Annotated in this window: 22 protein-coding genes; 10 read left to right on the forward strand and 12 right to left on the reverse strand. The window is 62.2% G+C overall.

Annotated features, from left to right (window positions below):
- Nucleotides 1–13: 13 nt before the first annotated feature.
- Nucleotides 14–376, reverse strand: coding sequence for an SHOCT domain-containing protein (locus P9236_RS03500; protein ID WP_278073207.1), 363 nt, complete (start codon nucleotides 374–376; stop codon nucleotides 14–16).
- Nucleotides 377–567: 191 nt separating this feature from the next.
- On the opposite strand from P9236_RS03500, the gene P9236_RS03505 reads away from it, so the two are divergent.
- Nucleotides 568–1,818, forward strand: a complete 1,251-nt coding sequence (locus P9236_RS03505; RefSeq protein ID WP_278073208.1) for an MFS transporter — start codon at nucleotides 568–570, stop codon at nucleotides 1,816–1,818.
- 40 nt (nucleotides 1,819–1,858) lie between these two features.
- Here the strand turns inward: P9236_RS03505 and P9236_RS03510 are convergent, their stop codons facing one another.
- Together P9236_RS03510 and P9236_RS03515 are read right to left on the reverse strand one after the other, a co-directional pair.
- A complete protein-coding gene (locus P9236_RS03510) occupies nucleotides 1,859–2,821 on the reverse strand; it encodes an alpha/beta hydrolase (protein WP_278073209.1) in 963 nt (320 codons plus the stop codon).
- A gap of 79 nt (nucleotides 2,822–2,900) precedes the next feature.
- Nucleotides 2,901–3,440: a hydrolase gene (locus tag P9236_RS03515; protein ID WP_278073210.1), complete on the reverse strand. Its 540-nt coding sequence runs from the start codon at nucleotides 3,438–3,440 to the stop codon at nucleotides 2,901–2,903.
- A 128-nt stretch (nucleotides 3,441–3,568) separates the two neighbouring features.
- On the opposite strand from P9236_RS03515, the gene groL reads away from it, so the two are divergent.
- The gene (gene groL / locus P9236_RS03520) at nucleotides 3,569–5,191 is read left to right on the forward strand and encodes a chaperonin GroEL (RefSeq protein ID WP_278073211.1); all 1,623 of its coding nucleotides are present in this window, start codon (nucleotides 3,569–3,571) and stop codon (nucleotides 5,189–5,191) included.
- A gap of 146 nt (nucleotides 5,192–5,337) precedes the next feature.
- On the opposite strand, the gene P9236_RS03525 is transcribed toward groL, so the two are convergent.
- From P9236_RS03525 to P9236_RS03560, 8 genes are all read right to left on the reverse strand, one after another.
- Nucleotides 5,338–7,881, reverse strand: coding sequence for a cation-translocating P-type ATPase (locus P9236_RS03525; RefSeq protein WP_278073212.1), 2,544 nt, complete (start codon nucleotides 7,879–7,881; stop codon nucleotides 5,338–5,340).
- Between the two features lie 159 nt (nucleotides 7,882–8,040).
- Nucleotides 8,041–8,469, reverse strand: a complete 429-nt coding sequence (gene tnpA, locus P9236_RS03530; protein WP_278073213.1) for an IS200/IS605 family transposase — start codon at nucleotides 8,467–8,469, stop codon at nucleotides 8,041–8,043.
- Between the two features lie 167 nt (nucleotides 8,470–8,636).
- Nucleotides 8,637–9,473, reverse strand: a complete 837-nt coding sequence (locus P9236_RS03535; RefSeq protein ID WP_278073214.1) for a universal stress protein — start codon at nucleotides 9,471–9,473, stop codon at nucleotides 8,637–8,639.
- A 54-nt stretch (nucleotides 9,474–9,527) separates the two neighbouring features.
- On the reverse strand, nucleotides 9,528–10,355 hold the full coding sequence (locus P9236_RS03540; RefSeq protein WP_278073215.1) for a universal stress protein: 828 nt from the start codon (nucleotides 10,353–10,355) through the stop codon (nucleotides 9,528–9,530).
- A 73-nt stretch (nucleotides 10,356–10,428) separates the two neighbouring features.
- Entirely contained in the window at nucleotides 10,429–10,854 is a 426-nt protein-coding gene (locus P9236_RS03545; RefSeq protein ID WP_278073216.1) for a DUF3775 domain-containing protein, read from the reverse strand.
- An 87-nt stretch (nucleotides 10,855–10,941) separates the two neighbouring features.
- Nucleotides 10,942–11,268, reverse strand: a complete 327-nt coding sequence (locus tag P9236_RS03550; RefSeq protein ID WP_278073533.1) for a cytochrome c — start codon at nucleotides 11,266–11,268, stop codon at nucleotides 10,942–10,944.
- A 63-nt stretch (nucleotides 11,269–11,331) separates the two neighbouring features.
- Nucleotides 11,332–13,098, reverse strand: coding sequence for an alpha/beta fold hydrolase (locus P9236_RS03555; RefSeq protein ID WP_278073217.1), 1,767 nt, complete (start codon nucleotides 13,096–13,098; stop codon nucleotides 11,332–11,334).
- Between the two features lie 118 nt (nucleotides 13,099–13,216).
- The gene (locus P9236_RS03560) at nucleotides 13,217–13,792 is read right to left on the reverse strand and encodes a hypothetical protein (protein ID WP_278073218.1); all 576 of its coding nucleotides are present in this window, start codon (nucleotides 13,790–13,792) and stop codon (nucleotides 13,217–13,219) included.
- A 212-nt stretch (nucleotides 13,793–14,004) separates the two neighbouring features.
- Between P9236_RS03560 and P9236_RS03565 the strand changes: the two genes are divergently transcribed.
- Both P9236_RS03565 and P9236_RS03570 read left to right on the forward strand, forming a co-directional pair.
- Complete coding sequence (locus tag P9236_RS03565) at nucleotides 14,005–14,538, forward strand: flavin reductase family protein (protein ID WP_278073219.1); 534 nt, start codon at nucleotides 14,005–14,007, stop codon at nucleotides 14,536–14,538.
- A gap of 97 nt (nucleotides 14,539–14,635) precedes the next feature.
- Nucleotides 14,636–15,463 (forward strand): universal stress protein, encoded by an 828-nt coding sequence (locus tag P9236_RS03570; protein ID WP_278073220.1) that lies wholly within the window; start codon nucleotides 14,636–14,638, stop codon nucleotides 15,461–15,463.
- 162 nt (nucleotides 15,464–15,625) lie between these two features.
- Here the strand turns inward: P9236_RS03570 and ftsH are convergent, their stop codons facing one another.
- Nucleotides 15,626–17,464, reverse strand: coding sequence for an ATP-dependent zinc metalloprotease FtsH (gene ftsH, locus P9236_RS03575; RefSeq protein ID WP_278073221.1), 1,839 nt, complete (start codon nucleotides 17,462–17,464; stop codon nucleotides 15,626–15,628).
- 193 nt (nucleotides 17,465–17,657) lie between these two features.
- On the opposite strand from ftsH, the gene P9236_RS03580 reads away from it, so the two are divergent.
- The 6 genes from P9236_RS03580 to P9236_RS03605 all read left to right on the forward strand — a co-directional run bounded on the left by P9236_RS03580 (nucleotide 17,658) and on the right by P9236_RS03605 (nucleotide 22,397).
- Nucleotides 17,658–18,962 carry a divalent metal cation transporter gene (locus tag P9236_RS03580; protein WP_278073222.1) on the forward strand — a complete coding sequence of 435 codons (1,305 nt, stop codon included), beginning with the start codon at nucleotides 17,658–17,660 and terminating at the stop codon, nucleotides 18,960–18,962.
- A 149-nt stretch (nucleotides 18,963–19,111) separates the two neighbouring features.
- Entirely contained in the window at nucleotides 19,112–19,321 is a 210-nt protein-coding gene (locus tag P9236_RS03585) for a ChaB family protein (protein ID WP_278073223.1), read from the forward strand.
- Between the two features lie 94 nt (nucleotides 19,322–19,415).
- Complete coding sequence (locus tag P9236_RS03590) at nucleotides 19,416–19,631, forward strand: hypothetical protein (RefSeq protein WP_278073224.1); 216 nt, start codon at nucleotides 19,416–19,418, stop codon at nucleotides 19,629–19,631.
- Between the two features lie 104 nt (nucleotides 19,632–19,735).
- Nucleotides 19,736–20,356, forward strand: coding sequence for a hypothetical protein (locus P9236_RS03595; protein WP_278073225.1), 621 nt, complete (start codon nucleotides 19,736–19,738; stop codon nucleotides 20,354–20,356).
- Nucleotides 20,357–20,751: 395 nt separating this feature from the next.
- On the forward strand, nucleotides 20,752–21,378 hold the full coding sequence (locus P9236_RS03600; protein ID WP_278073534.1) for a cation-transporting P-type ATPase: 627 nt from the start codon (nucleotides 20,752–20,754) through the stop codon (nucleotides 21,376–21,378).
- Nucleotides 21,375–22,397, forward strand: a complete 1,023-nt coding sequence (locus P9236_RS03605) for an ABC transporter ATP-binding protein (protein ID WP_278073226.1) — start codon at nucleotides 21,375–21,377, stop codon at nucleotides 22,395–22,397. Before P9236_RS03600 ends, P9236_RS03605 begins: the two co-directional genes overlap by 4 nt.
- Nucleotides 22,398–22,560: the final 163 nt, after the last annotated feature.

Raw genomic sequence — 22,560 nt, forward strand, 5'->3', positions numbered from 1 at the left:
GCACTGACCCAGGCTATTCGCCGAGCACACGACGCCTTTCTTCGAACTCTTCCTTGTCGATCTCGCCGCGCGCAAATCGCTCCCGAAGAATGTCGAGCGGTGTGCGGCCCGCGACCGAGTGGTGCGGTGACACTGGCCCCGACCACGATCCACCCAGTCCGCGGACGAGAAGCATCGCGGCAACCACCAACACCGCGAGGAAGAGGATCATGAACAGCGGACCGAAAATCATGGCATACCAACCTCCGCCCCACATCATGTGAGGTCCCCAATCGTACCTTCCGATGTCGGACGGCGCCTGCGCCCATGCCGCATCGGGGACAAGGGTCATAGCAGCGCTCGCTGCCGCGACCGACTTCATCAAAGCCTTCTGCATTGGCTTGCTCCATCTTGAATGGACAACATTCTAGGCCGTCGATCGGGTTCCACTTTGCGCGAGATCAACCACGTTCGCGGCGTGCTCGCATAGCGGCGCAACGCCTTCCCATTGCGCGGTCGATCTCAATGGACAGCGCCACCGCCGGTTCGCTACGCTGAGCACGACCAATACCGACGGAGCGAAGGAGCATGGAACAGTTCGGGCAAACCACCTCCGTCCGCCTGAGGACCATTCCTGCGGGGATTTGGGCGCTGGGCTTCGTCTCGCTGCTGATGGACGTCTCGTCGGAGATGATCCACGCCTTGCTGCCGATCTATCTCGTCACCGTCATGGGAGCATCGATGGTGACGGTCGGCACCATCGAGGGCATCGCCGAAGCGACGGCCGCCATCACCAAGGTCTTTTCGGGCGCGCTGTCGGATTGGCTGGGAAAGCGCAAGCTGCTGGCGGTCATCGGTTACGGCCTCGCCGCCCTCACCAAGCCGGTATTCCCGCTGGCTTCGTCGGTCGGCTGGCTTGTGGCGGCCCGCTTTGTCGACCGTGTCGGCAAGGGCATTCGCGGCGCTCCGCGCGACGCCCTGGTTGCCGACATCGCCCCAGCCCATGCGCGCGGCGCCAGTTTCGGACTTCGCCAGGCGCTCGACACGGTCGGCGCGTTTGTCGGGCCGCTGCTCGCGATCGGCCTCATGTGGCTGACCGCCAATCAGTTCCGGACCGTGTTCTGGGCCGCGGTCGTTCCCGGCCTCCTGGCGGTCGTGCTGCTGATCGCGGCCGTCCATGAGCCCGCCCGGCCGGCCGGCCTGCGTGAAGTGCATGCTCCCTTGAGCTTGGCCGAGCTCAGGCGGCTGGGGTCGCCCTTCTGGCTGGTCGTCTGCGTCGCCACCGTGTTCACATTGGCAAGGTTCAGCGAAGCGTTCCTCATACTGCGCGCGCAGGGCATGGGTTTGCCGATCGTACTCGTGCCGCTGGTGCTCGTGGTCATGAACGTGGTCTACTCGCTCGCGGCCTATCCGGCCGGCGTGCTCTCGGATCGGGTCAATCGCCTGACGATGCTCATTCTCGGTTTCCTGATCCTGATTGCCGCGGACATCGTGTTGGCGTTTCCCGGAAACCTGGCCGGCGTTGCGCTCGGCGTGGCTCTCTGGGGCCTGCATCTGGGGTTCACGCAAGGGCTTCTGGCAACGCTCGTCGCCGATACCGCCCCGGCGGAGCTGAGAGGCACCGCCTTCGGAATGTTCAATCTGTCGGGCGGGCTCGCGCTGCTGGCTGCCAGCCTGCTGGCCGGCATGCTCTGGGATCTTTTCGGACCGCGCATGACCTTCCTGGCGGGTGCCGGCTTCACGGCGCTAGCGCTCCTTGGCCTTGGCCTGGTCCGTTGGCGAATGCCGACCCTTGGACGTAACGGAAAGGCCGAGGGAGGCGCGGCGTCCGGCTCCTGACGCCGATACTGAGCAGCGCGTCGCTGTCCGAATTATCGGATCACGGGATCACGCCCGCTCCCTCCAAGAACGCGCGGACTGCTTTGCGAACCTCCTGCTCCCGTCCGACCAAAAGATGTCCGCCAGTGTCGTAGACGACCAGTTTGGCACCGGGGATCCTGGCGGCTGCGAATTCGGCTGACGGCAGCGTGTTGAACAGGTCGTCACGCGCGGAGACGATTATTGTCGGTGCGGTGATTTCTGCCAACGGCAGCTCATGCAGCTCGGGGGCGCTGTCGATATTGATTCCGGGGAAGCGCAGCGACAGCGGTTCGACGCTCCTGACGAAGCTCATGACGCGGGCTCTCTCGGCCTCGGGCGCGGCCGCCACGAGTGCCGGTCGAACGCCGAGAAAGCGAATGAGTATCGACGGTGCGATAGTCTCGGCGGCCCACCATGCGAAATCGCCGCCGACACTGACGGCCCAGAATGCGAACCTGTTGCCGAAGCTCACATTGACCGCGACGGGACTGGTGGGTGAGTGAAGGGCTGGGACGATCAGAATGAGAGCGGCGACCTTGTCAGGGTGCCGTAGCGCCAGCTCGACCGCTGAACGGGCGCCGGCCGAAACACCGACAACCACCACTTTGGGAACGTTCAACTTGGAGAGCAACGCCGCGTGCGCGTCGCCCTGCGCGGCTGGAGAGGGGTCTCGCGGCACGGGCGTGCGCAGATAGCCGAAGCGCGACGGCGCGATGACCCGAAAGCCCCCACCTACGAGATCGGCAGCAAGAGCAGTGCCTTGGTCAAAGCCGCCGCCGGCGCCGTGGATCGACAGCAGCGGAATGCCCGCACCGCTGTCGGCGTATTCGATCGGGCCGATGTCGAGGGTGGCGACCAGACTGCCTCGGCCGACGGCGTCGCGCAGCCGACCAAGCTCGTTCCCGTAAAGCAAGAAGGCCACACCGGCCACGGCCGCCATGGCGATGAGCGCGACCAGCAGGAAACCGCCAATTCGACCCATCGCCAAAGCTCCTGCAAGGGACGAGCGAAAACTGACCTGCGTCTCCCGGACGTGACGGCAACGCGGTGACGCGCGGGTGCTAAGCTACGGCCGTAACGCCAACGACATAGTTCTTTCCATAGGCCTTGGCGCATTTCGGGCACGTCGTATAGAAGAAATAGACGTCGCCCGGCTCCGATTTTCGATTGCGCGCGATCTGCCGCATCTCCTCGTGCCACTGCCTTGCCTGACTGTAGGGACCCTCGAACACTTTCGTCAGAAAGTCGCCGCTCAGCGTCGTCATTTCTTCCCCCGGAACCGATTTCGCAACCGAGAACAGATGCTCGCTGCTCCAGGGCGAAATATCCCGGCTGAGCACGATGAATTGGTCCGTGTCCGAGGCTCCCGCGTCGTCGATATGCCTGTTAACGCGCGAGAACACGTTGCCCATGTTCAGCGGGATATGCATGACGCTGCGGGTGGTCGCTCTCAGAAATCGCTTGTCCTTGAAATGCAGTTCTTGCCCGTCCCAGCCTTCAGGATTGAACCTGGGGCAGCAGCCGGTGGTGTTTACGCTGGCATCGTATCGAGGCGTTTCATTCGTCTGCATGTTCGCTTCCCCGGATCGGATCGGCACCATCCAACAGATGTCGCGCCACCGTCATTGATCCTCGTCAACAAGGAACGGAAACGCATTTGATGCGCATCAAGGCCGATCGAAGGAATGGCTGTTAGCAGGAAAGAGCTGGCAGACTTCGGGAGATGGTCATGGCTCACAAACAGGTGTTGTTCCGCTCAGCGGCACGCGAAAAGATTCTTCGCGGTGCCACCCAACTTGCCGACGCCGTGCGGGTGACGCTCGGTCCGCGCTCGAAGTCGGTGCTGATCGAGAAGAAATGGGGCGCGCCTATCGTCTGCAACGACGGAGTGACGATCGCCAAGGAGTTCGACCTGAAGGATGCGGAGGAAAATCTCGGCGCGCGGATGCTGAGGCAGGCGGCCGAGAAGACCGGCGACATGGTCGGCGACGGAACCAGCACGTCGACTATTCTCGCCCATGCGATGTTCGCCGATGGCGTTCGCAACGTGGTCGCGGGCGCGAGCGCGATCGACATCAAGCGCGGTCTCGACCGTTCGACAAAGCGCGCGATCGAGACGCTCAAGCAGATATCGCGGCCGGTCTCGACCAGGCGCGAGAAGGAACAGGTGGCGACGATCTCCGCGCACAATGATCCGCTCATCGGTGAGTTGATCGGCGAGGCGATGGAGAAAGTCGGTGGCGAAGGCGTCATCACTGTAGAGGAATCGAAGACCACCGAGACGGTGCTCGACGTGGTCGAAGGCATGCAATTCGACCGCGGCTTCCTGTCCCCCTACTTCGTCACCGACACCGACAAGATGGAAGCGGTGCTGGAAGACGCACTCGTGCTCATCGTTGAAAAGAAAATCTCCTCGCTCAACGACCTCATCAAGCTGCTCGAGGCCGTGGCGAAATCAGGTTCGCCTTTGCTTGTGATCGCGGAGGACGTCGAGGGCGAGGCACTGGCAACGCTGATCGTCAACCAGATTCGCGGTACGTTCAAGAACTGCGCCGTGAAGGCGCCGGGCTTCGGCGACCGCCGCAAGGCCATGCTGCAGGACATCGCCATCCTGACCGGCGGGCAGGTCATTTCGGAGGACATCGGCCTCAAGCTCGAGAACGTCACGATGGCTCAGTTGGGGCGCGCGAAGCGTGTGGTCGTCGACAAGGACAACACCACGATCATCGGCGGCAGCGGCGACCAGAAGACCATCAAAGGGCGCGTCGAGCAAATTCGGCGAGAGATCAGCGATACGACCAGCGACTATGATCGCGAGAAGCTTCAGGAGCGGCTTGCCAAGCTTGCCGGCGGCGTGGCCGTGATCAAGGTTGGTGCGCCGACCGAGGCCGAGATGAAGTCGAAGAAAGAGGCTCTCGACGATGCCATCAGCGCCACCAAGGCGGCTGTCGCCGAGGGTATAGTGCCTGGCGGCGGACTGGCTTTGCTGCGCTGCATCGGTGCGGTCGCGGAGGAAGAGGCGCGTTGCGAAGGCGACGAGCGAACCGGCGTCCAGATCCTTAAGCGCGCGCTCGAAATGCCTGTGCGCCAGATCGCCGAGAATTCGGCAGTCGACGGCGGCGTGGTCGTCGCCAAGATGACCGAAGGCAAGGGAAATTTCGGCTTCGACGCCGGCCGCAAGGAATATGTCGATCTGGTCGAGGCCGGCATCATCGACCCGACGAAGGTCGTGCGGATCGCGCTGGAGAACGCCGTCTCGGTCGCAAGCGTCCTGCTCCTGACGGAAGCGACCATGACCGAGATTGCGGAGCCGGCGAAGGAGCGCGCGCTCGAACCGGAAATGTCGATGTAGGGCCCCGACACATTCCGGCGACCGCCCAAGCGCCCTTCGGCGAAGCCGCGGGAGTCCGCATGCGAGCTCGCGAGCGCCGTTCCGGCGCGGCGACGCGTATATCTCGTGGAGACACAAGTTGCGGCCTTTCGACGTGCATTGCCCCGTCAGCCACTCAGCCGCCCAGTCGAACGATATTTGATGAACTCGAGCAAGGCGACCAACCCAATTGCGGCCGCCAGCACCACGGCCAGATCGCCCAGTCTCGGTGGTCCAAATTGGAAGAGGCCGTTTGCGGATGGCCACAAAAGCACCAGGCAGAGCACTATCGAGTCGACGGCGATGACCGCGCCAAGGGCGCGATTGGGTCTTGATAGTGCTGAAACCAGCGAGGCGCTGAAAGCACGATTGACCAAAACCAGGCCGACTATGCTTGCCACCAAGGCAAAGAAAGTCAGGGCGCGGACCTCATTTTCCGAAATTCCCGCGTTAAGGCCGAGCAGAAAGACAGCGGCGACGACTGCCCATGCCAGCACACCCTGGACCAGGCTCCATGCCATCAATCGGCGCGTAAACAGCGCTTCCTCCGGATCCCGCGCCGGCCGTTTCATGATGTCTTCCTCCTCGCCCTCCGCTTCGAAGACGAGCGAGCAGACCGGGTCTATCACCATCTCCAGAAAAGCGATGTGAATCGGCCCGAACAGAATGGGCAGGCCGAACAGCAATGGCATCAGAGCCAGTCCTGCGATCGGCACGTGCACGGCGAAGATGAAGCTCATCGCCTTTCGCAAGTTGTCGTAGATGCGCCGTCCCAGCCTGATTGTCCCGACGATCGAACCGAAATCGTCGTCCAGAAGGACGATGGAGGAGGCTTCTCGTGCAACGTCAGTGCCGCGCCCACCCATGGCGATGCCGATATCCGCAGCCTTCAGCGAGGGGGCATCGTTGACCCCGTCCCCGGTCATGGCGACAACTTCGCCGTTCGCTTTCAGAGCATTCACGATGGCCAGTTTCTGGTCGGGCATAATTCGCGCGAACACGGTCGTCGTCTTCACCGCCCGTGAAAGCTCTGCTGGGCTCAGCGCCCTCAGCTCTTCTCCGGTGACGATATCCGCAACGTCCAGTCCGGCCTCACGCGCTATGGCCTTCGCGGTGGCAGGATAGTCCCCGGTGATCATAACCACACGGATACCCGCCGACCGGCAAGAGGCGACGGCATCGCGAACGCCCGGCCGCAGCGGATCAGCTAGGCCGACCAGGCCTGCGAATTCGAAAGCAAAGCCGGTTTGCTCGTCGGCCAATCTGCTCTCGGCATGTCGCGCACGCGCCACCCCCAGGACTCTTAGTCCCTCGGCCGCCATGGCATCAGCGTCTTTCCGGATTGCAATGGTTTGCCCTTCATCCAAGCGGCATAGCTTCAGGATCGCCTCCGGCGAGCCTTTGGCGGCGATGAGGCAATCCGGATCGCCCGGGCTCGTCCGCCAGACATTCGACATTGCCAGCAGCTCCGGCCGGAGTCCGTAGGAGCGAACCAACTGCCGATTGCCCGGGCGCATTGGCAGCCTTTCAGCCGCCAGCTCGTAAAACGCCTTTTCCATAGGATCGAAAGGAACCTCGGCACTCGCGAGCACACCAAGCTCGACAAGGTCGCGGAATGCCTCCGGAACGACGCCCGAGGTCTTCAGAAGCGAGAAGATGCCTCCGCCAGGCGTCCTCAACTCTGCAACGGCCATCTGGTTCTTGGTCAGCGTTCCGGTCTTGTCGGTGCACAGGACAGTTGCGGATCCAAGCGTTTCGATTGCCGCGGCTCGGCGGGTCAGCACCCGCACCTGGGATATGCGCCAAGCGCCCATGGCCATGAAAATCGTCAACACCATCGGAAACTCTTCCGGAAGCATCGACATGCCCAGCGCAATGCCCGCCAATATCCCGTCAAGCCATCCGCCTCGCAGCCAGCCATATAGCAACACCGCCAGTGCGCTGACGAAAGCGCCGGCCAAGGCGAACAGTCTTACAAGACGCCTTGTCTGCATTTGCAGGCGCGGCGCCTCACTCTCCAAGCTGCTCAGCGCCTGCCCGATTGCCCCGATTTCCGTTCGCGTTCCGGTCGCCACCACTTCGCCGATGCCTGAGCCGCGAACGACAAGCGATCCGGAAAACACGGCGGGGACGTCATCGCCGCCCGGCCGGTGTTTGACCGTCCGGTCTGGGGCCATGGCGGCCGTCTTCCTCACCGGAACGGATTCGCCGGTGAGCAAGGATTCGTCGACTTGAAGATCACGGCCCTGGACCAGCAACAGATCGGCGGGGATACGGTCTCCCTCGGCAAGCATGACGATGTCGCCGCGCACCACGTCGCGACCGGCAACGCGCCGGTGTTGGCCATCGCGCACGACCAGGGCGCGAGGGCTTGTGAGATCGCGAAGGGCTTCCAGGACGCGTTCGGTGCGCGCTTCCTGGATAATGGTTATCGCAATCGACAAAGTGGCGAAGCACAGCAGGATCAATGCCTCCCGCAGATCGCCAAGCAGGAGATAGACCGCGCCACCACCGAGCAGGAGCGCAAGCATAGGCTCGCGCACGACCTCGAGGGCGATTCTCAATGGCGTGCGCCGTCCGGATCTGGGTAGCTCGTTCGGTCCCTCGGCCAGAAGTCTGCTCCGCGCGTCGGCCTCGCTGAGGCCGCGAGGGATGGAAGTGCCCAGTTCCATTTCGTTCGCTTGATGCTTGGTTGCGGCGGCCCTCGGCATTCGCTCAGGTCCAAATCTTCGAGGGTGGCTACGCGTGAATGCTCCACCGCCTACAAGGCGGTGGCTTCAGGTTACGGCTTAAAGCCGGATCGGTCCGCCCGCCGGCGGACTGGCGCCAACTCATGTCACGTTGAAGTTGTCGTCGGGCTCAGGTGGTGTCTGGTTCTTGATGTACTCAACCCACATCTCGTCGGTAACGTTCCCGCTCGTCGCCGCCCAGTAACCCCTCGCCCACAAGTGCTGGCCCCAGTAGCGCTTGCGCAATATCCCGAACTCGCTCAGCAGCTTGTGCGAACTGCGCCCCTTCAGGTATTGCACCGCACGCGATACCGACAGGTTCGGCGGGATCGATACCAGCATGTGCACATGGTCCCGGTTGATCGACCCGGCGTGCACCACCATCTCATGCGCTTGCGCCGTCTCGCGCAGCAGTTCCCGGCATCGATTTCCAACGTCGCCGCCAAGCACCGCGTAGCGGTACTTCGTCACCCACACCAGGTGATATTTACAGTCCCAAACCGTATGGCTGCCGCGCTTGTAAGCTTCCATCCAGCCAATCTACACTGCAAACGTCGCAATCCCAGCCGCCTAAAGGCGTGGGGTTTCCTGATCCCCTATCGGGGACTCTAAAGCGCATCGCGCTTAAGCGGATTCAAGCAACGCGCCTTGATGCATGTCGTTCTCCCAAAACCGCTGCGCACTTTTGGCGACATGCATTAGTGCGACATCAACACCGGCAAGCGCAAATCCGACAGAATGTCTTCCGTCGCTCCGCCGAGCACAAAGTCTCTCAGGCGAGAATGGCCCCATCCGCCCATGACGAGCAGACTGCCGCCGATCTTCAGGGCATGTTCCTGGAGGGCAATCCCAATTTCAGCCTTGCCGGTTTGGATAGACGCCGCCTTCGCCTGCAAGCCGCGCGCCCCAAGCCCCTGTGCAAGCCGTTCACCGATATCCTGCCTTGGCAGCGTCTTCTCATCCGTCACGGTAACGATCGATATCGCCGACGCCCGCTCAAGGAACGGCCTGGCGTCGGCGACCGCACGAGCGGCTACGCGGCTGCCATCCCAGGCTATCACGACATGGCCAAGCACCCCGATGTCCTTCGCATCCGGAAGGATCAAAGCCGGCCGGCCCGAGCTGAACACGATCGCCTCGGCCGTCATCCGGGCTGCGTCATTGTCCGGCGACCAGCCTACCATGCAAAGATCGAAGTAGCGTGCTTCAGCGGCGGCGGCCTCTCCCATCAGGGCCGGCTGTGCTTTAAACTGCTGCCTGGTCAAGGTCACGTTGCATCGCGAAGCCTCGGCCGCCGCCGCCTCCAGCAATGCCTTGCCACGATTCCTGCTGGCAGCCTCGACCTCTCGGATCTTGGCCGGAAGGTCGAGCAGAAAGCCGGACAACGCGTTCGAAACATCTGGAATGTCGACGTTGATGACTGCCGCATCCAGCGTGGCGTCGAGCTGCCTGGCGACCGCCACCGCGTTGGACACTACCTTGGGTCCGGGCGGGTCCGGATAAGTCGGTAAGAACAAAGACGCCAAGAGCTGCATTGGCCTCATCTCCTTCGATGAATATACCGGCAGGCACATCGGTGCCATTGCTGTTCAGTTCGACAGCAGCCTGTGGAATGAGCCCGATCTGAGCAGGGATCGCGTTGCGCCTCCGAAGGCCCATTCCCGGAACCGGCTATGGCCATAGCCACCGGCCACGATGAGATCGGCTCCGATTTGATCGGCCGCAATGACAATGGCGTCACCGGCCGATGATCCGTCGCTTTCCAGAAACTCGGAGCGGGCCTGCACACCGTGTTTCATCAGGAAGCGCACCACATCGGCCGTGCCATGTCGCGCGACGAGCGCCCCCTCCTCCGCAGCGCTGAAAACCGTCACCTCCTTGGCATTGCGCAGGAAAGGCATCGCATCGACCAATGCCCGCCGCGATTCGCGGCAATCCTTCCAGGCGACCATCACCTTGTCACCCTTAAGGAGGCTGAGATCGTCGGCGGCAAACAGAACCGGCCTGCCCGTGGAGAGAATCAATGCGCCCGGATCGATCGTCCTTTGGAAGTCGCCGGCGGCGGCGGCAGGCGGCGCGCCGGTGATCACCAGATCGGCCGCTCGCGCATGCAGGGCGACCGCGCGCGTGGGATCGTCGAGTTCGGCACGCCATGATGCGCGCTCGTTGTTTCCGACGACGGCGAGGAACTCCTCCTTGAGCTTCCTGATGCGCTCCTCGAGTTCAAGGATCCGACGACCCAAAACCTCCGCCACGTCCGGCGAGGACTCGCTCGGCGACACCAGCGTGGAGGGCTCGCCCGCCGTCATGGCGATAAGATCGGCCTCGAATTTCCTCGCTATCTCCTGCGCGAAAACGAGACGTGGCGTCGCCGGTGCATCGATGTCGAGTTGAACCAGTATTGTCGTGTAGATCATGCCCGGACTCCATGACAGGCCGGTAGATCAGCACGGTCGAAATCCTCTTGCTTTGATGCGCATCAAGTTCGGCTCAGCCGGAGCAAGACAGGCCGAGGGCATCGAGCCCGGCCTCGAGGTGATCGCCCAGGAGCGGATTGCCGCACAGATAGCGGGCCGTGCGTTTGTTGTGAGCGTAGGCGGCCTGCTGGCGGACCTCTTCCCAATCAGCCGTCTGGCCGTCATCCCTGCCGAGCCACGTCAACGCCACGAGGTCGACCTGCTCGTCGATGGAGAGCTCCGAAATCAGCGAGCCAAGCTCTTCACGCACAGGATCATCGTCATGGTCCTGAAGCACCGCAACCTCGTTGTCGTCCGTGGGATTGGATCCCGTATCAGGCTCGGTAACGGCAACCTTGACGTCGAACTCATGTGCCTTGGCGATTATGAAGCAGACTTTCCGGACGGGAATTGCCAACTCGGGCGTCTCGGCGTCCGCACTTCCGATTCCGCGTTTCATCCGACATCTCCTCTTCGTCTTAAGCGCTTTCTCTTCCGCCGATCGCGCGTCGCCCAAGCCCTGGAATGCCGGTCTGAATGGCCCCGATCATCGATCGAGGCTCCCGATATAGGCGATGATCGCCTCGATCTGATCAGGGCTGGCCACGAACTCGGGCATGTCCGGGTGGCCAGTGGAAATTCCCTCCGCCAGGGCCTCCTGGAGGTCTTCGATCGGATAGCGCAGGTGCAATGAACGAAAAGGCGGAGCATCAGGGTGGGTGCTCGCGCCGGTCGAGCCAATTGCATGGCAGCGCGCGCAGTTCGTTTCGACCAGCCTCTTGCCATAGGCAATCTGCGAATTATCGCCCGCCCAGGCAGGCAATGCGAAGGCGACTGCCAACGGCAGGATCTCGAACGCTGTTCGACGTTTCATGGCATACCAATACGCGACGAATGGACGCCGCGCCTTGACCTGGCTCAAACTGTCGAAAAAGCTCTATCGCTCAAGGACATACGTGCCAGGTGCCGCACAAATCGCCTTCAAGCCGGCTGCGGCGTCGGACCGGTCGGCCGCGACCTCGCGGCTGGAGTAGCGCGTCAACCATTCAACCCAGGCCGGCCACCAGGAGCCGTATGTCACGGTCGCGTTCTTCGCCCATTCATCCGCGTCCGGACGAATATCCGCGTGGCGGCAACTGAGCCGCCGGTAGGAACGACCGGGGTGGCCAAGCTCGGAAACGATGCCCGCATTGTGCCCACCGCTGGTCAGCACGAAGTCGATGTCGGTGTCGAGGAGATAAGTCAGCTTGAATACCGAGCGCCACGGCGCGACGTGATCCGTCTCGGTGCCGACCGCGAACACCGGCGACCCAATGTCTTCCAGATGAACCGGCCTGCCGCCGACGCGAAAGCGCCCCTCGACAAGATCGTTGCCCAGGTAAAGCTGCCGCAAATATTGCGACTGCATGCGGAACGGCATCCGGGTCGAGTCGGCATTCCAGGCCATCAGGTCGGTCATCGGAGCGCGCTCGCCGAGCAGATATTCGCGCACGATGCGTGACCAGATAAGGTCCTGCGAGCGAAGCATCTGGAAGGCGCCAGCCATGCGGCGCTGATCGAGGGTGCCCTCGACCCACATCATGTCCTCGAGCAGGGCGATCTGGCTTTCGTCTATAAAGAGGCCGAGTTCGCCTGGTTCTTCGAAATCGACCTGCGCCGCGAAAAGCGACAGGCTGGCGAACCGATGATCGCCGTCGCGCGCCATTGCCGACGCGGCAATCGACAGCAGCGTCCCGCCAAGGCAGTAGCCCGCGCCGTGGATCCGGCTGCTCCCGGTCGCCTCCTCGACTGCATCCATGGCCGCCATCACGCCGAGACGCCCGTAGTCGTCCAATGAGAGTCCGCTCTGATCGGTACCCGGATTGCGCCAGGATATGCAGAAGACGGTGAAGCCGCTCTGGACGAGATAGCGAACGAGCGAATTGCGCGGCGAAAGATCGAGAATGTAGTATTTCATGATCCAGGCCGGGACGATGAGGATCGGCTCCTCCTTCACCGCGCCCGTCATGGGAGCAAAGCGAATGAGCTCGATCAGTTCGTTGCGGAAGACGACCTCGCCGGGCGTGACGGCGACTTCCATGCCGGGCCGAAAGCTCTCCGCGCCGGTCGGCGGCCTGCCGTCGATCAGGCGAAGCAGGTCGTCGACCAAGTTATTGGCGCCGCTGACGAAATTGGTGCCGTTTTCCCGAACGGTCCTGTCGATGACCTCGGGATTGAGCACGGGGCAATTCGACGGTGAGACCGTGTCCAGGATTTGCCGGCTGTAGAACTCTACCAACCGCTCATGCTTCCTGGTAACGCCGGGGAGGCCGGTGGTCGCATTGTGCCACCATTGCTGGGAAAGCAGGAAGGCTTGCTGCATGGCGTTGAAGGGGAAGGCCTGCCACGACTGGTGCTGGAACCTTCTGTCTTGCGGCAAGGGCATGATCGTTGGCGCAGCGGCTCCCATTCCGAGCCCGCAGCGGAAAAGAAAATCACTCAACCTCGCGACCTTTTCGACCGCTTTGGCGCAGACCTCCCCTTGCTTGCCAGGTGATGCGGACATGTGCAGCAGCCAGTCCTGCCAAGCTTGCAGGAGGCTGATCGGCGAAATGCCTGCGGTGGAGGCCGCCAGCAAGGCATGCGAGAGCCGATCGACATCGCGAAAGATGCTCCCGGCTTCATCGTCCGGCAGTGGCAGCGCGGGGTCACCGACCGCGGTCACGGCCTCATCATGCCCGGATTTCCGCAGCGTCCGCCGCTTCTCCGCCTTGGCGCGAGCGTTCAAGACGAAGGACCGATCAGCGGTCGGGCTCCGCTTGCTCTTTCCTGGTCGCAACATTTCAGGTCGCAAGGGTTGCCGCGGCCATGTCGTCGACGGTCGTTTCTGCCTCCTTCCGAACCCGCCCGGCCGTTTCCGAGGCAAATTTGGCGCCGATGGAAGCGAACTTGCCGACCTCGTTCGCATAGTCGGAAGTGGCATTCTGGACAAAGTTCGCGAACACGTCGAAGGCATCGACGAATTCGTCGCCGCCGGTCAGTTTATCGAGGAGTTTCAGGTCATCCTCGAACCGCCGCTTGAGGAAGGATGCGCCTTCGATCTGGCAGCGCAGGAGGGCACGGACAGAATGCGCCTGCAGAGTGGCGGTGGCTCGCATGAATTTCTGTCCGGTTTTGGCGAAGGGGAGCAACTCCGGCGCGCGAAATTCTTCTGCATTCCAGATCATGACGTTTTTCCTTTCGCTCTTGGATTCAATGTCTTGTTTTCGGCTGGCGAGACCGCGAGCGGCGTTCGAAGCGATAGCCGACCGACGGGCGCCCGCCTCTCTTGGACGAAGGCGGCTCGAAATAGATCGCGGCTCCAGCGAGAAAGGCGAGGCAGAGCACGGCGCCCCAAAGGAGAATTCTTCCGCTGACACTATGAGCCCCTCGTTGGTCCTGCTCGAAAATCGCAGGACCGGTTCAAACCGGCATTGATCGTGATCAATCGGAAATCGCTTGCCATGCCGCTTCGAGCGCCGCCCCATCCCCGACCCGCTTCGCAGCTTTTGACCGTGATCAAGGCGAAGAAGGGCATTGGCGGCGACAAGTCGACCAGAACAAGTGTTGCGGATGCGCAGCGAGGAACGGGATGAAGGAACTGCCGCTTGCCGACGTATATCGGCTCATCGAACCCGGTCCGGTCGTTCTGCTGACGACCAGGTCCAGGCAAGGCCGCGCGAATGTGATGACCATGTCCTGGCACATGATGATGGAGTTTACGCCACCGACGCTCGCCTGCGTCGTGTCGAGCGACGACTTCTCGTTCACCGCATTGCGGGAAACGAAGGAATGCGTGATCGCGATCCCCGCTGTCGAGCTCGCGGAGAAGGTCGTCAAGGTCGGCAACTGCTCCGGTCGCGACACGGACAAATTCGCGACGACCTGGCTAACGCCGCTACGAGCCGAGCAGGTGTCGGCGCCGCTGGTGGCCGAATGCTTCGCCAATCTCGAATGCCGCGTCGTCGATACGCGCCTGGTCAACAGATACAATCTGTTCGTCCTCCAGGTTGTCAAAGCCTGGGTCGATCCGGGGCGGCCGAGGCCGAGAACAATCCATCACATCGGCAACGGCGCCTTCATTGTGGATGGCGAAGTGATCCATTTCGAATCCCGTATGCCTTGACGGCTTGGGAGGCACTTTTTGATCGGCATCAAGGTAAGGTCCTGCCCATAAGCTAGCTTCCGGCGCGTCGAAGACATTCAGATCGAAAGCGCGTCCGATGAGCTACAAATCCATTCTCCTGAACTTGGGCATAGATGGGTCGATTGAACCGCTGACGCGGGTCGCTATCGACCTTGCCAAACGTTTTGACGCACGCCTGATAGGCTTCTGCGGCGCCGATGCTCCACTGCCGGTGACGATGGCCCCCGAGGGCGCGGCCGTTGCGGCGGAGATTTGGGAGCAGTCGAGGGATGAAATCCGGCAACGGCTGAAGGATCGGCGCGGCGAGTTCGACAGTCTGGTCGCCGGAGCGGTCAAGACCGATTGGCGCGGCGCGATCGAGAACCCGGATCATGCCCTCGCCAGGAATTCACGCCTCGCCGACCTGATCGTCACCAGCGCCCCGCAGGGCGCATCCACGGGCGATTCCTACCGCACGGCCGATCCTGGCAGCCTGGTGTTGCGCGCCGGCAGACCGGTGCTGGTTGCGGCCGATGGAGCCACGGCTCTGTCGACAGGCAAGGTCGTAATCGCCTGGAAGGACACGCCCGAAGCGAGGCGCGCAGTGGCAGACGCGGTGCCGCTGATGACCATGGCCAACGAGGTCACCATCGTGGCGGTCGATCACAATCCGGACGATTGGATCAGGGAGGGCGTCAAGGACACGGCGAGCTTCCTGGCGGGCCACGGCATCAGGGCGCGGACCGAAATCATCAAGACGGACGATGACGAGGCCAACCGCCTCATCGATTTCCTCGCCTCGGTCAGCGCCGAACTGGTCGTGTCGGGCGCCTACGGACATAGTCGTGTGAGGGAATGGGTGTTCGGCGGCGTTACCCGTTCGCTGCTCGACGAAGTCTGGCTCAACCGGCTGATGTCGAGCTGATGCCGGTTTGGTCTTGGCTGAGCTGAGTGCGCGTGCCGCATGAAATCGCTCCATCGTCATTGGTCGCATCGCGGCAGCAACCGCAAAAACCAAAGGTAACAGTGGCGGGTGCGGATCAGATTGCGCCGCGGCAGACTTCGTCGCCGCCGCGTTTATCGCTCGTTACGCCAGTGCCACCGCCACCTTCTTGGCAGGAGGAGCAATCATGATCGCACGACGCAGAGGCGGGAAATCGTCAGGCGTTATCGTCTCGCGCTCGAGAAGGAGACTGGCCCCGGCCTTCAGGTCGGCCATCCGGGATCGGAGCAGGTCCTGCGCCGCCGCGAAGGCTTCGTCGAGCATCTGGCGGATTGCGAGATCGACTTCGCGAGCGGTGGCCTCGGAATAATCGCGCCTGCGCAGTGACCCGTCTCCCAGCCACTGTTGCTTCTCTTCCTCGAGAACGGCCTGTCCCAAGGACGGGCTCATGCCGAACCGCGTGACGCTCTGGCGCGCCACATCCGTTGCCTTGGCCAGATCATCGGCGGCCCCGGTCGAGACCTCGCCATAGACGATATCTTCCGCTGCCCGGCCTGCCAGAAGGGCGATCATCCGCTCCCTCAGTTCGCCCTGGGTGATCAGGAACCGATCGTCGGTCGGGCGCTGCATGGTGTAGCCGAGCGCGCCGATCGAGCGCGGGATGATCGACACCTTGTGCACGGGATCCGTCTTGAGAAGCGCGGCTGCCGCAAGCGCATGTCCCATTTCGTGATACGCGACTCTCTCGCGCTCCGCCGGATTGAGCAGCCTGCTCTTGCGCTCGGAACCGGCGACGATACGTTCCACCGCGTTGGTGAAATCATCCATCGTCACCTTGTCGGCATTGCGCCGGGTGGCGAAGATCGCGGCTTCATTGACGAGATTGGCGAGGTCGGCGCCCGTGAACCCCGGCGTGATGCCTGCCACCTCGCCGATGTCCACGCCCGGCGCCACCGCAACGCTGCGGACATGGACCTTGAGGATGGCCTGGCGTCCCTTCCGGTCGGGCCGGTCTATCACCACCTGGCGATCGAAGCGGCCGGCGCGGGTTAGCGCCGGATCGAGAATTTCCGGCCGATTGGTTGCGGCAAGAAGCACAATGCCGATGCGGGGATCGAACCCATCCAACTCCGACAGGAGCTGGTTCAGCGTCTGCTCCTTCTCGTCAGCCCCGCCATAGCCCGCGAAAGGGCTGCGCGCCCGCCCGAGCGCGTCCAGCTCGTCGATGAAGATGATGCATGGCGCGGCCTGCCTTGCCTGCTCGAACAGATCTCGAACACGTGCGGCGCCGACGCCGACGAACATCTCGACGAACTCGGAACCGGAGATCGAGAAGAAGGGCACGCCCGCCTCGCCCGCCACCGCGCGCGCCATCAATGTCTTGCCGGTGCCAGGCGGCCCTACCAGGAGAGTGCCCTTGGGGATACGCGCGCCAAGCCGGCCATATTTGTCCTTGTCCTTCAGGAAGGAGACGATTTCCTTGAGCTCGAGCTTGGCCTCGTCGACGCCGGCGACATCGTCGAAGGTCACGCCGGTCTGCCTCTCGACATAGACCTTGGCCTTGGACTTGCCGATGTTGATCAGTCCGCCCATGCCTTGCCGTTCGGCGAAGCCGCGAAAAAGAAACATCCAGAAGCCGAAGAAGAGCAGCGCCGGCAGGATCCACGACAATATGGTCGTCAGCCAATTGCTGTCGGTGCCGCCCGACACCTTCACGCCGGCCCTCTCGAAGACTTCGGCCGAAGCCGGATCGACGCGTGCGGCGACAAAAAGGCTTTTGCCGCCCTGCGACTCCTTGAACTGGCCTTGGATGGTCGTTTCGGTCAGCGTCACCGAGGCGACCTTGCCCTCGCCGACCATCCTCATGACGTCGCTGTAAGGGAGCTGCGCGACGTCCCGCCAACCGAGCCAGACCTGAAACAGGCCGACCAGGACCAGCGCGAAGATGAAGTAGCCGATGTTGAAACTATGCTTCTTGTCCATGCCTGTCTCCGGCGGGGTCGTGCTGCTTCGGCGGCGGATCGGCAGGCGTCGACGGTTCGGTTGCTTCTCGGCCGCTTCAGAAGCCTAGCCGTGCCGCGCCTTCCAGACTTTGAGCGAAGTCAAGGAGATCCGCGCTTGACGATGTAGCGCTGTGGCAGCTCGCCGCCTCGGCAGCCCAAGCGAAGCCACAGCCATGAACGTCGACCAGAATATCAAAGAAGCCCCCGTCTCCGCCAAATTGAGGGGTCTGATCGGCCGGCTGAGAGAACATCCTCTCGCTCGTGTCGGTCCGGGTTTGATCACCGGCGTGGCCGACGACGATCCGAGCGGAATTGCGACCTACTCGCAGGCGGGCGCGCAATTCGGTCTCAACATGCTTTGGACTATGCCGCTTTGCTTTCCGCTGATGGCTGCGGTCCAGTCGATGTGCGGCCGCATCGGCCGGGTTACAGGCAAGGGGCTTGCCGCCAATATAAAGGCGTCGTTCCCGCCGGTCGTGCTTAGATTCGTCGTTGTGCTGCTTCTGGCGGCGAACACGCTGAACATTGCCGCCGACATTGCGGCCATGGGAGAGGTCGCGGAGCTTGTCACCAGCGTGAACAGGCATCTGGCCACGCTGTTCTTCACGCTCGCCACGCTGGTCCTGCAAGTGTTCGTTCCGTATCATCGCTATGTCAGTTTCCTCAAATGGCTGACGTTATCGCTTCTCGCCTACGCCGCCGTGCTCTTCACGGTGCACGTGCCATGGAGCGAGGTGGCCCTTCGCACCGTGTGGCCCAAGCTGACGCTTAATGCCGACACAGCCACCGTGGCGGTTGCCATCTTCGGCACGACGATCAGTCCCTACCTCTTTTTTTGGCAGGCTTCCGAGGAGGTCGAGGAGATGAAAGGCGCACGATCGCTCCTCGAGGAGGCGACGCCATCCGAGCGCGAATTCCGCCGGTTGCGCTGGGATACCTGGAGCGGCATGTTCTACTCGGATCTGACATCCTATTTCATCATCCTGGCGACCGCGGCAACGCTCAACGCCGCAGGCGTGACAAACATCGAAACCGCCGCGCAGGCGGCAAGCGCCCTGCGGCCGCTGGCAGGCGATTTGGCCTTTGTGCTTTTTGCAACCGGGATACTGGGCGTTGGATTGATCGGCGTGCCCGTCCTGGCGGGCTCGGCGGCATATGCGCTGGCGGAAGCCATGGGATGGCAAGAAGGCCTTGAGCTCAAGGCCAGCGATGCCCGCGGCTTCTATGGCGTCATCGCAGTAAGCGTCTTTGCAGGGCTGGCCATCCAATATCTTCCCATCAGCCCGATGAAGGCCCTGTTCTGGAGCGCCGTCATCAACGGCGTTGTAGCGGTGCCGCTCATGGTGGTGGTCATATTGCTCGCTTCAAGCCGATCCGTCATGGGGCCTTTCACTTCCAGCCGGCCGATCATCATTCTCGGCTGGATTGCAACAGCGCTCATGGCGGGAGCGTCGATTATGATGCTTTTTCCCAGCTAGGATCAGGTTCCCGAAGCGCCAGGCCTGGCCATGGCTTTGCGCGAGATCAAGGCATGTGCCTTCGTCAGCCCTACAAGAAAAGGCGGCCGTGCGGGCGACCGCTTCCAAGGTGACCGGGGTTCGCCCTCGTCAAAATGTGGAACGCATCCATGCCATATGCGTCGATCGAGGATCTTCCGCCGTCAATCAGCGAGCATCTTCCCGGGCACGCCCAGGAGATCTATCGCGCCGCCTTCAACAGTGCCTGGGACGAATATGAAGACCGTGGGGAGAGGCGCGAGGAGATCGCTCACCGGGTCGCATGGGCCGCGGTGAAGCGCCGTTACCGCAAGCAGGGCAGCGTGTGGGTGCCATTGTGAGAGACTGCGCCCGACGTTTTTGATCGAAATCAAACCTCTTGCCGGAATTCTCGGTCATACGTTTTCGAATCAGGCGCTTAGGTAATTCCGATCAATGATCAACACCATTGCGAGGCTCGTCGATGCGTGCAACGCCGAAAGGAAGAAGGGATCGGACTTTCCAACGATCTGGAGGGAGGTCCTGAAGACGCATCCGTGCGTGCGCGGACTGCCGATTCAAGACAGCGGCGAGGACGGCCCTGTCCTGAAGATTCCTCTGATCACCGGCCAGTTTCTCGTGTTCCTGGGCTCGCATTTCTCTCTTTTATAGCTCAGCGCCGAGGCGACCCTTCGGTTGTCGGCCTTGATGCCGGTCAAGGTCATTGCGTTCGCAAGCTGTCTTGATGTCGTGAGCAACCAATGGGAGACGCTGCGATGGTCGGCATTACCTTGAGCCCCGAACAGATCCGAACCGCTCCGCCGGAAGTCCGGCAATGGCTGGAACATGAAATCGCGCATTCGCTGGGGCTTGGTCCCTCTGCGGAACCAGGTCCGCCGGAGGCGCCGCATCTTGCCGCCTGCAGCCCGCAGGAAGCCATGGCAATCTACGCTTCGATCCGCAGCATGCTGCCTGTCGTTGGCGTCTTCTTCGAGCTGGGCCGCGAGGGAACGAACATTACCGAGCGAGGCCTGGAGGCTTTCCGGCTTTCCGACATGCTGCGTAACACGCGTCTCCCAAACGCTCGGCAATTGGCCGCTTGCCTGGACGTGATCGACCGAGCCTTCCGCCTGGCGCGCAATGACGATCATGCCGTGCTTTCGATCCTCGACCCCAGAGGCTACTGCATCGTTGCCGAGGCGACCCAGCAGAGCGTCCTCGCTGTGTGGACCCAGGAAATGGCCGCACAGCAATTCCCGGATCATGCCGTGCCCGCAGGCGGCGAGGTTTCGCCGGCGGAGCCCTTCTCGACTTCCGGCGCGCTGCCGCCCCAGTCCATTCACCTTGGCCAGCCCTTCACGGAACCGTCTGGGCTGCCGGACGGCCAACGAAACTAGGCGCGTGACCGTTTCGCAGGGGCGACACAGCTGGAGCATGAAGTTCAACCCAGCTGCGCGACGCTATGAATAGTTGAATTGGGCCGGTCGGCGGTCAGCCGACCCTCGACCGGCTCGATGATGCGAACGCATTGTGCGGCAAAGTCGTGACTGCGAGAACAGGACCGTGTTCCTCGTTCAAGTTTGAAGCGCAGCATCAATTCGAACACCCCTGGGCCGAAGCCGCGTTGAAGTTTCCTGTGGAGCTTTACTTTACCGATCTGCTCCCTTGGTAAGCCTGTGCTCACAGCGGCTCCGGCAGCTCGATGGTCCGGGTTCACGCAACGCCCTGAGCGCCCCAGCCACCTATCGTGCGGCCCGCCTGCTCCCGCTCCGATCGTGAATTCTCCCCCTTGATGTCGATCAAGGGGGTTCTCGGCCTTATTCGCTATCAAACCGCGATGATCGAGGACTCAGCCTTCCCAACGCGGCGCGGCTTGTGTGAGCGCCGCAGGTCGCGACCGGCTATCGAGGTGCTGCAGGAATGCCGCTCTGGGCCTACCGAGCTGACTTCGACCGAGGCGCGCAACGGACTTTCGCGCCACGGGCCAAACACGTTCGCCGATCATCGGCGAGAACAAGCGCTGGCGGTCCTGTTGCGGCAGTATCGCAATCCGCTGGTTCTGATCCTGATTGTCGTGGCGATCGTTTCCGGTGCTGTTGGTGAAGGCTGCGAGACCGTCGTCATCAAAGCAATCATCCTAGCGGGCTGCGGTCTCGGCTTCAGTCAGGTATACAGCGCGTCTCGCACGCTCGACGCGTTGAAGCGCATCACGATCGCCTATGCCTTGGTCTCGCAATGGTCGAAGAGGCTCTTCTTCGAGCACGATGGGCACCACCCGGGACCATGCCGGAGCGCGAGGCATCGCCGAGCGACAGCTCCCAGCCTGATTGAGGATTCCCGTTCAGCTGGTCACCGACAGAGTGCGTTGCCCGTATCGGCTGAACCGGGAATGGAGGCGACGGAGGCGCACCCAAGGTGAGCGGAATTTTCGCGACGATTGCGCGGCGTGTCACCCCGTTTGAGCCGACGGCCAATGTGATGCGCCCTGGCGAGAAGTTTCCAAGTTTTGTCCGGCGCGCCAGCGGCATGCATCAGGTCTATGTCAGCGTGATCGCAATTTCGGTTGCCTTGGCCAACTTCATCCCCATCGACCTGCAGAGACGCGTCGTCGATGTGGCGGTTGCCGACAAGAACGTACGGGCGCTCCTGATGCTCGCCGGTCTGTATCTTGCGGCTATACTCCTGCATGCGGGGCTGAAATACGCGCTAATCGTCTATCAGGGCTGGGTCGGAGAGAGCGTAGTGAAGACGGCCCGCGACCAACTCGCGCTGGTCGCCACGCAAAGGTCCGCGCGCGAGCACGCAAGGAGTGGTCAGACCGCCAGCATCATCGGCAACGAGATAGACTATGTTGGCGGATTTGTCGGCACCAGCGTCTCTGAATGCGTAGTCAACATCACGGTGATGATCTCCGTCGTATCTTACATGATCTACATGCAGCCGGTAATCGCTCTGGTCAGCGGCGTGTCACTCATGCCGCAGATCCTGCTTGCGCTTTACATGCAGAAGGACTTGAACACACTCGTGGAACGGCAGGTCGCACTGGTCCGCAAGCTAGGCAACCAAGCAGTCGATTCCTTCGGCAGCCACTCGACGAAGCGCCGAGCAGCCTTTCGCACCATACGCATGATCTTCAGCAACCGCATTGAATTCTATTTGTTGAAACTCGGGCTGAAGACGCTGCTGAATATAGCCAACGCGGTGGGGTCGCTGATGGTCCTGATCGTTGGCGGCTATCTTGTGATCCGTGGGCAGACGACGATCGGCGCGGTCGTCGCCTTTATTTCAGGCTTCCAACGCTTGTCGGAACCCACGGGAGAACTTCTCGACTTCTATCGCACGTATTCGGAAGCGAAGGTGCAATTCCGGATGATCGTCCAGTGGATCGACGGCGATCATCCCGCGCAAACCGGACATTCCGCGCACAGCGAGAATTGATGGATGACCGTCCCAGCCAGCCTGTTGCCGGAACTGGTGCTCCGCTTGGGACAGCCACAAGGACGGCTTCAGGCGGAGCTGTCCGCTTGAGCACCGCTTCGCATTGCACCGCCGGCTGAAGCCGCCCCCAGTTGAGGGGCACGGCCGGCCTTCGCCTTGCGGC

Origin of the sequence: Mesorhizobium sp. WSM4884 (assembly GCF_029625675.1) — a bacterium.
Lineage (GTDB): Bacteria > Pseudomonadota > Alphaproteobacteria > Rhizobiales > Rhizobiaceae > Mesorhizobium.

Excerpts from the sequence above, each read along its gene's own strand:
- P9236_RS03500 (WP_278073207.1), bottom strand. The coding sequence starts at position 376 with ATGCAGAAGGCTTTGATGAAGTCGGTCGCGGCAGCGAGCGCTGCTATG.
- P9236_RS03505 (WP_278073208.1), top strand. The coding sequence starts at position 568 with ATGGAACAGTTCGGGCAAACCACCTCCGTCCGCCTGAGGACCATTCCT.
- P9236_RS03510 (WP_278073209.1), bottom strand. The coding sequence starts at position 2,821 with ATGGGTCGAATTGGCGGTTTCCTGCTGGTCGCGCTCATCGCCATGGCG.
- P9236_RS03515 (WP_278073210.1), bottom strand. The coding sequence starts at position 3,440 with ATGGTGCCGATCCGATCCGGGGAAGCGAACATGCAGACGAATGAAACG.
- groL (WP_278073211.1), top strand. The coding sequence starts at position 3,569 with ATGGCTCACAAACAGGTGTTGTTCCGCTCAGCGGCACGCGAAAAGATT.
- P9236_RS03525 (WP_278073212.1), bottom strand. The coding sequence starts at position 7,881 with ATGGAACTGGGCACTTCCATCCCTCGCGGCCTCAGCGAGGCCGACGCG.
- tnpA (WP_278073213.1), bottom strand. The coding sequence starts at position 8,469 with ATGGAAGCTTACAAGCGCGGCAGCCATACGGTTTGGGACTGTAAATAT.
- P9236_RS03535 (WP_278073214.1), bottom strand. The coding sequence starts at position 9,473 with ATGCAGCTCTTGGCGTCTTTGTTCTTACCGACTTATCCGGACCCGCCC.
- P9236_RS03540 (WP_278073215.1), bottom strand. The coding sequence starts at position 10,355 with ATGATCTACACGACAATACTGGTTCAACTCGACATCGATGCACCGGCG.
- P9236_RS03545 (WP_278073216.1), bottom strand. The coding sequence starts at position 10,854 with ATGAAACGCGGAATCGGAAGTGCGGACGCCGAGACGCCCGAGTTGGCA.
- P9236_RS03550 (WP_278073533.1), bottom strand. The coding sequence starts at position 11,268 with ATGAAACGTCGAACAGCGTTCGAGATCCTGCCGTTGGCAGTCGCCTTC.
- P9236_RS03565 (WP_278073219.1), top strand. The coding sequence starts at position 14,005 with ATGAAGGAACTGCCGCTTGCCGACGTATATCGGCTCATCGAACCCGGT.
- P9236_RS03570 (WP_278073220.1), top strand. The coding sequence starts at position 14,636 with ATGAGCTACAAATCCATTCTCCTGAACTTGGGCATAGATGGGTCGATT.
- ftsH (WP_278073221.1), bottom strand. The coding sequence starts at position 17,464 with ATGGACAAGAAGCATAGTTTCAACATCGGCTACTTCATCTTCGCGCTG.
- P9236_RS03580 (WP_278073222.1), top strand. The coding sequence starts at position 17,658 with ATGAACGTCGACCAGAATATCAAAGAAGCCCCCGTCTCCGCCAAATTG.
- P9236_RS03585 (WP_278073223.1), top strand. The coding sequence starts at position 19,112 with ATGCCATATGCGTCGATCGAGGATCTTCCGCCGTCAATCAGCGAGCAT.
- P9236_RS03590 (WP_278073224.1), top strand. The coding sequence starts at position 19,416 with ATGATCAACACCATTGCGAGGCTCGTCGATGCGTGCAACGCCGAAAGG.
- P9236_RS03595 (WP_278073225.1), top strand. The coding sequence starts at position 19,736 with ATGGTCGGCATTACCTTGAGCCCCGAACAGATCCGAACCGCTCCGCCG.
- P9236_RS03600 (WP_278073534.1), top strand. The coding sequence starts at position 20,752 with ATGTCGATCAAGGGGGTTCTCGGCCTTATTCGCTATCAAACCGCGATG.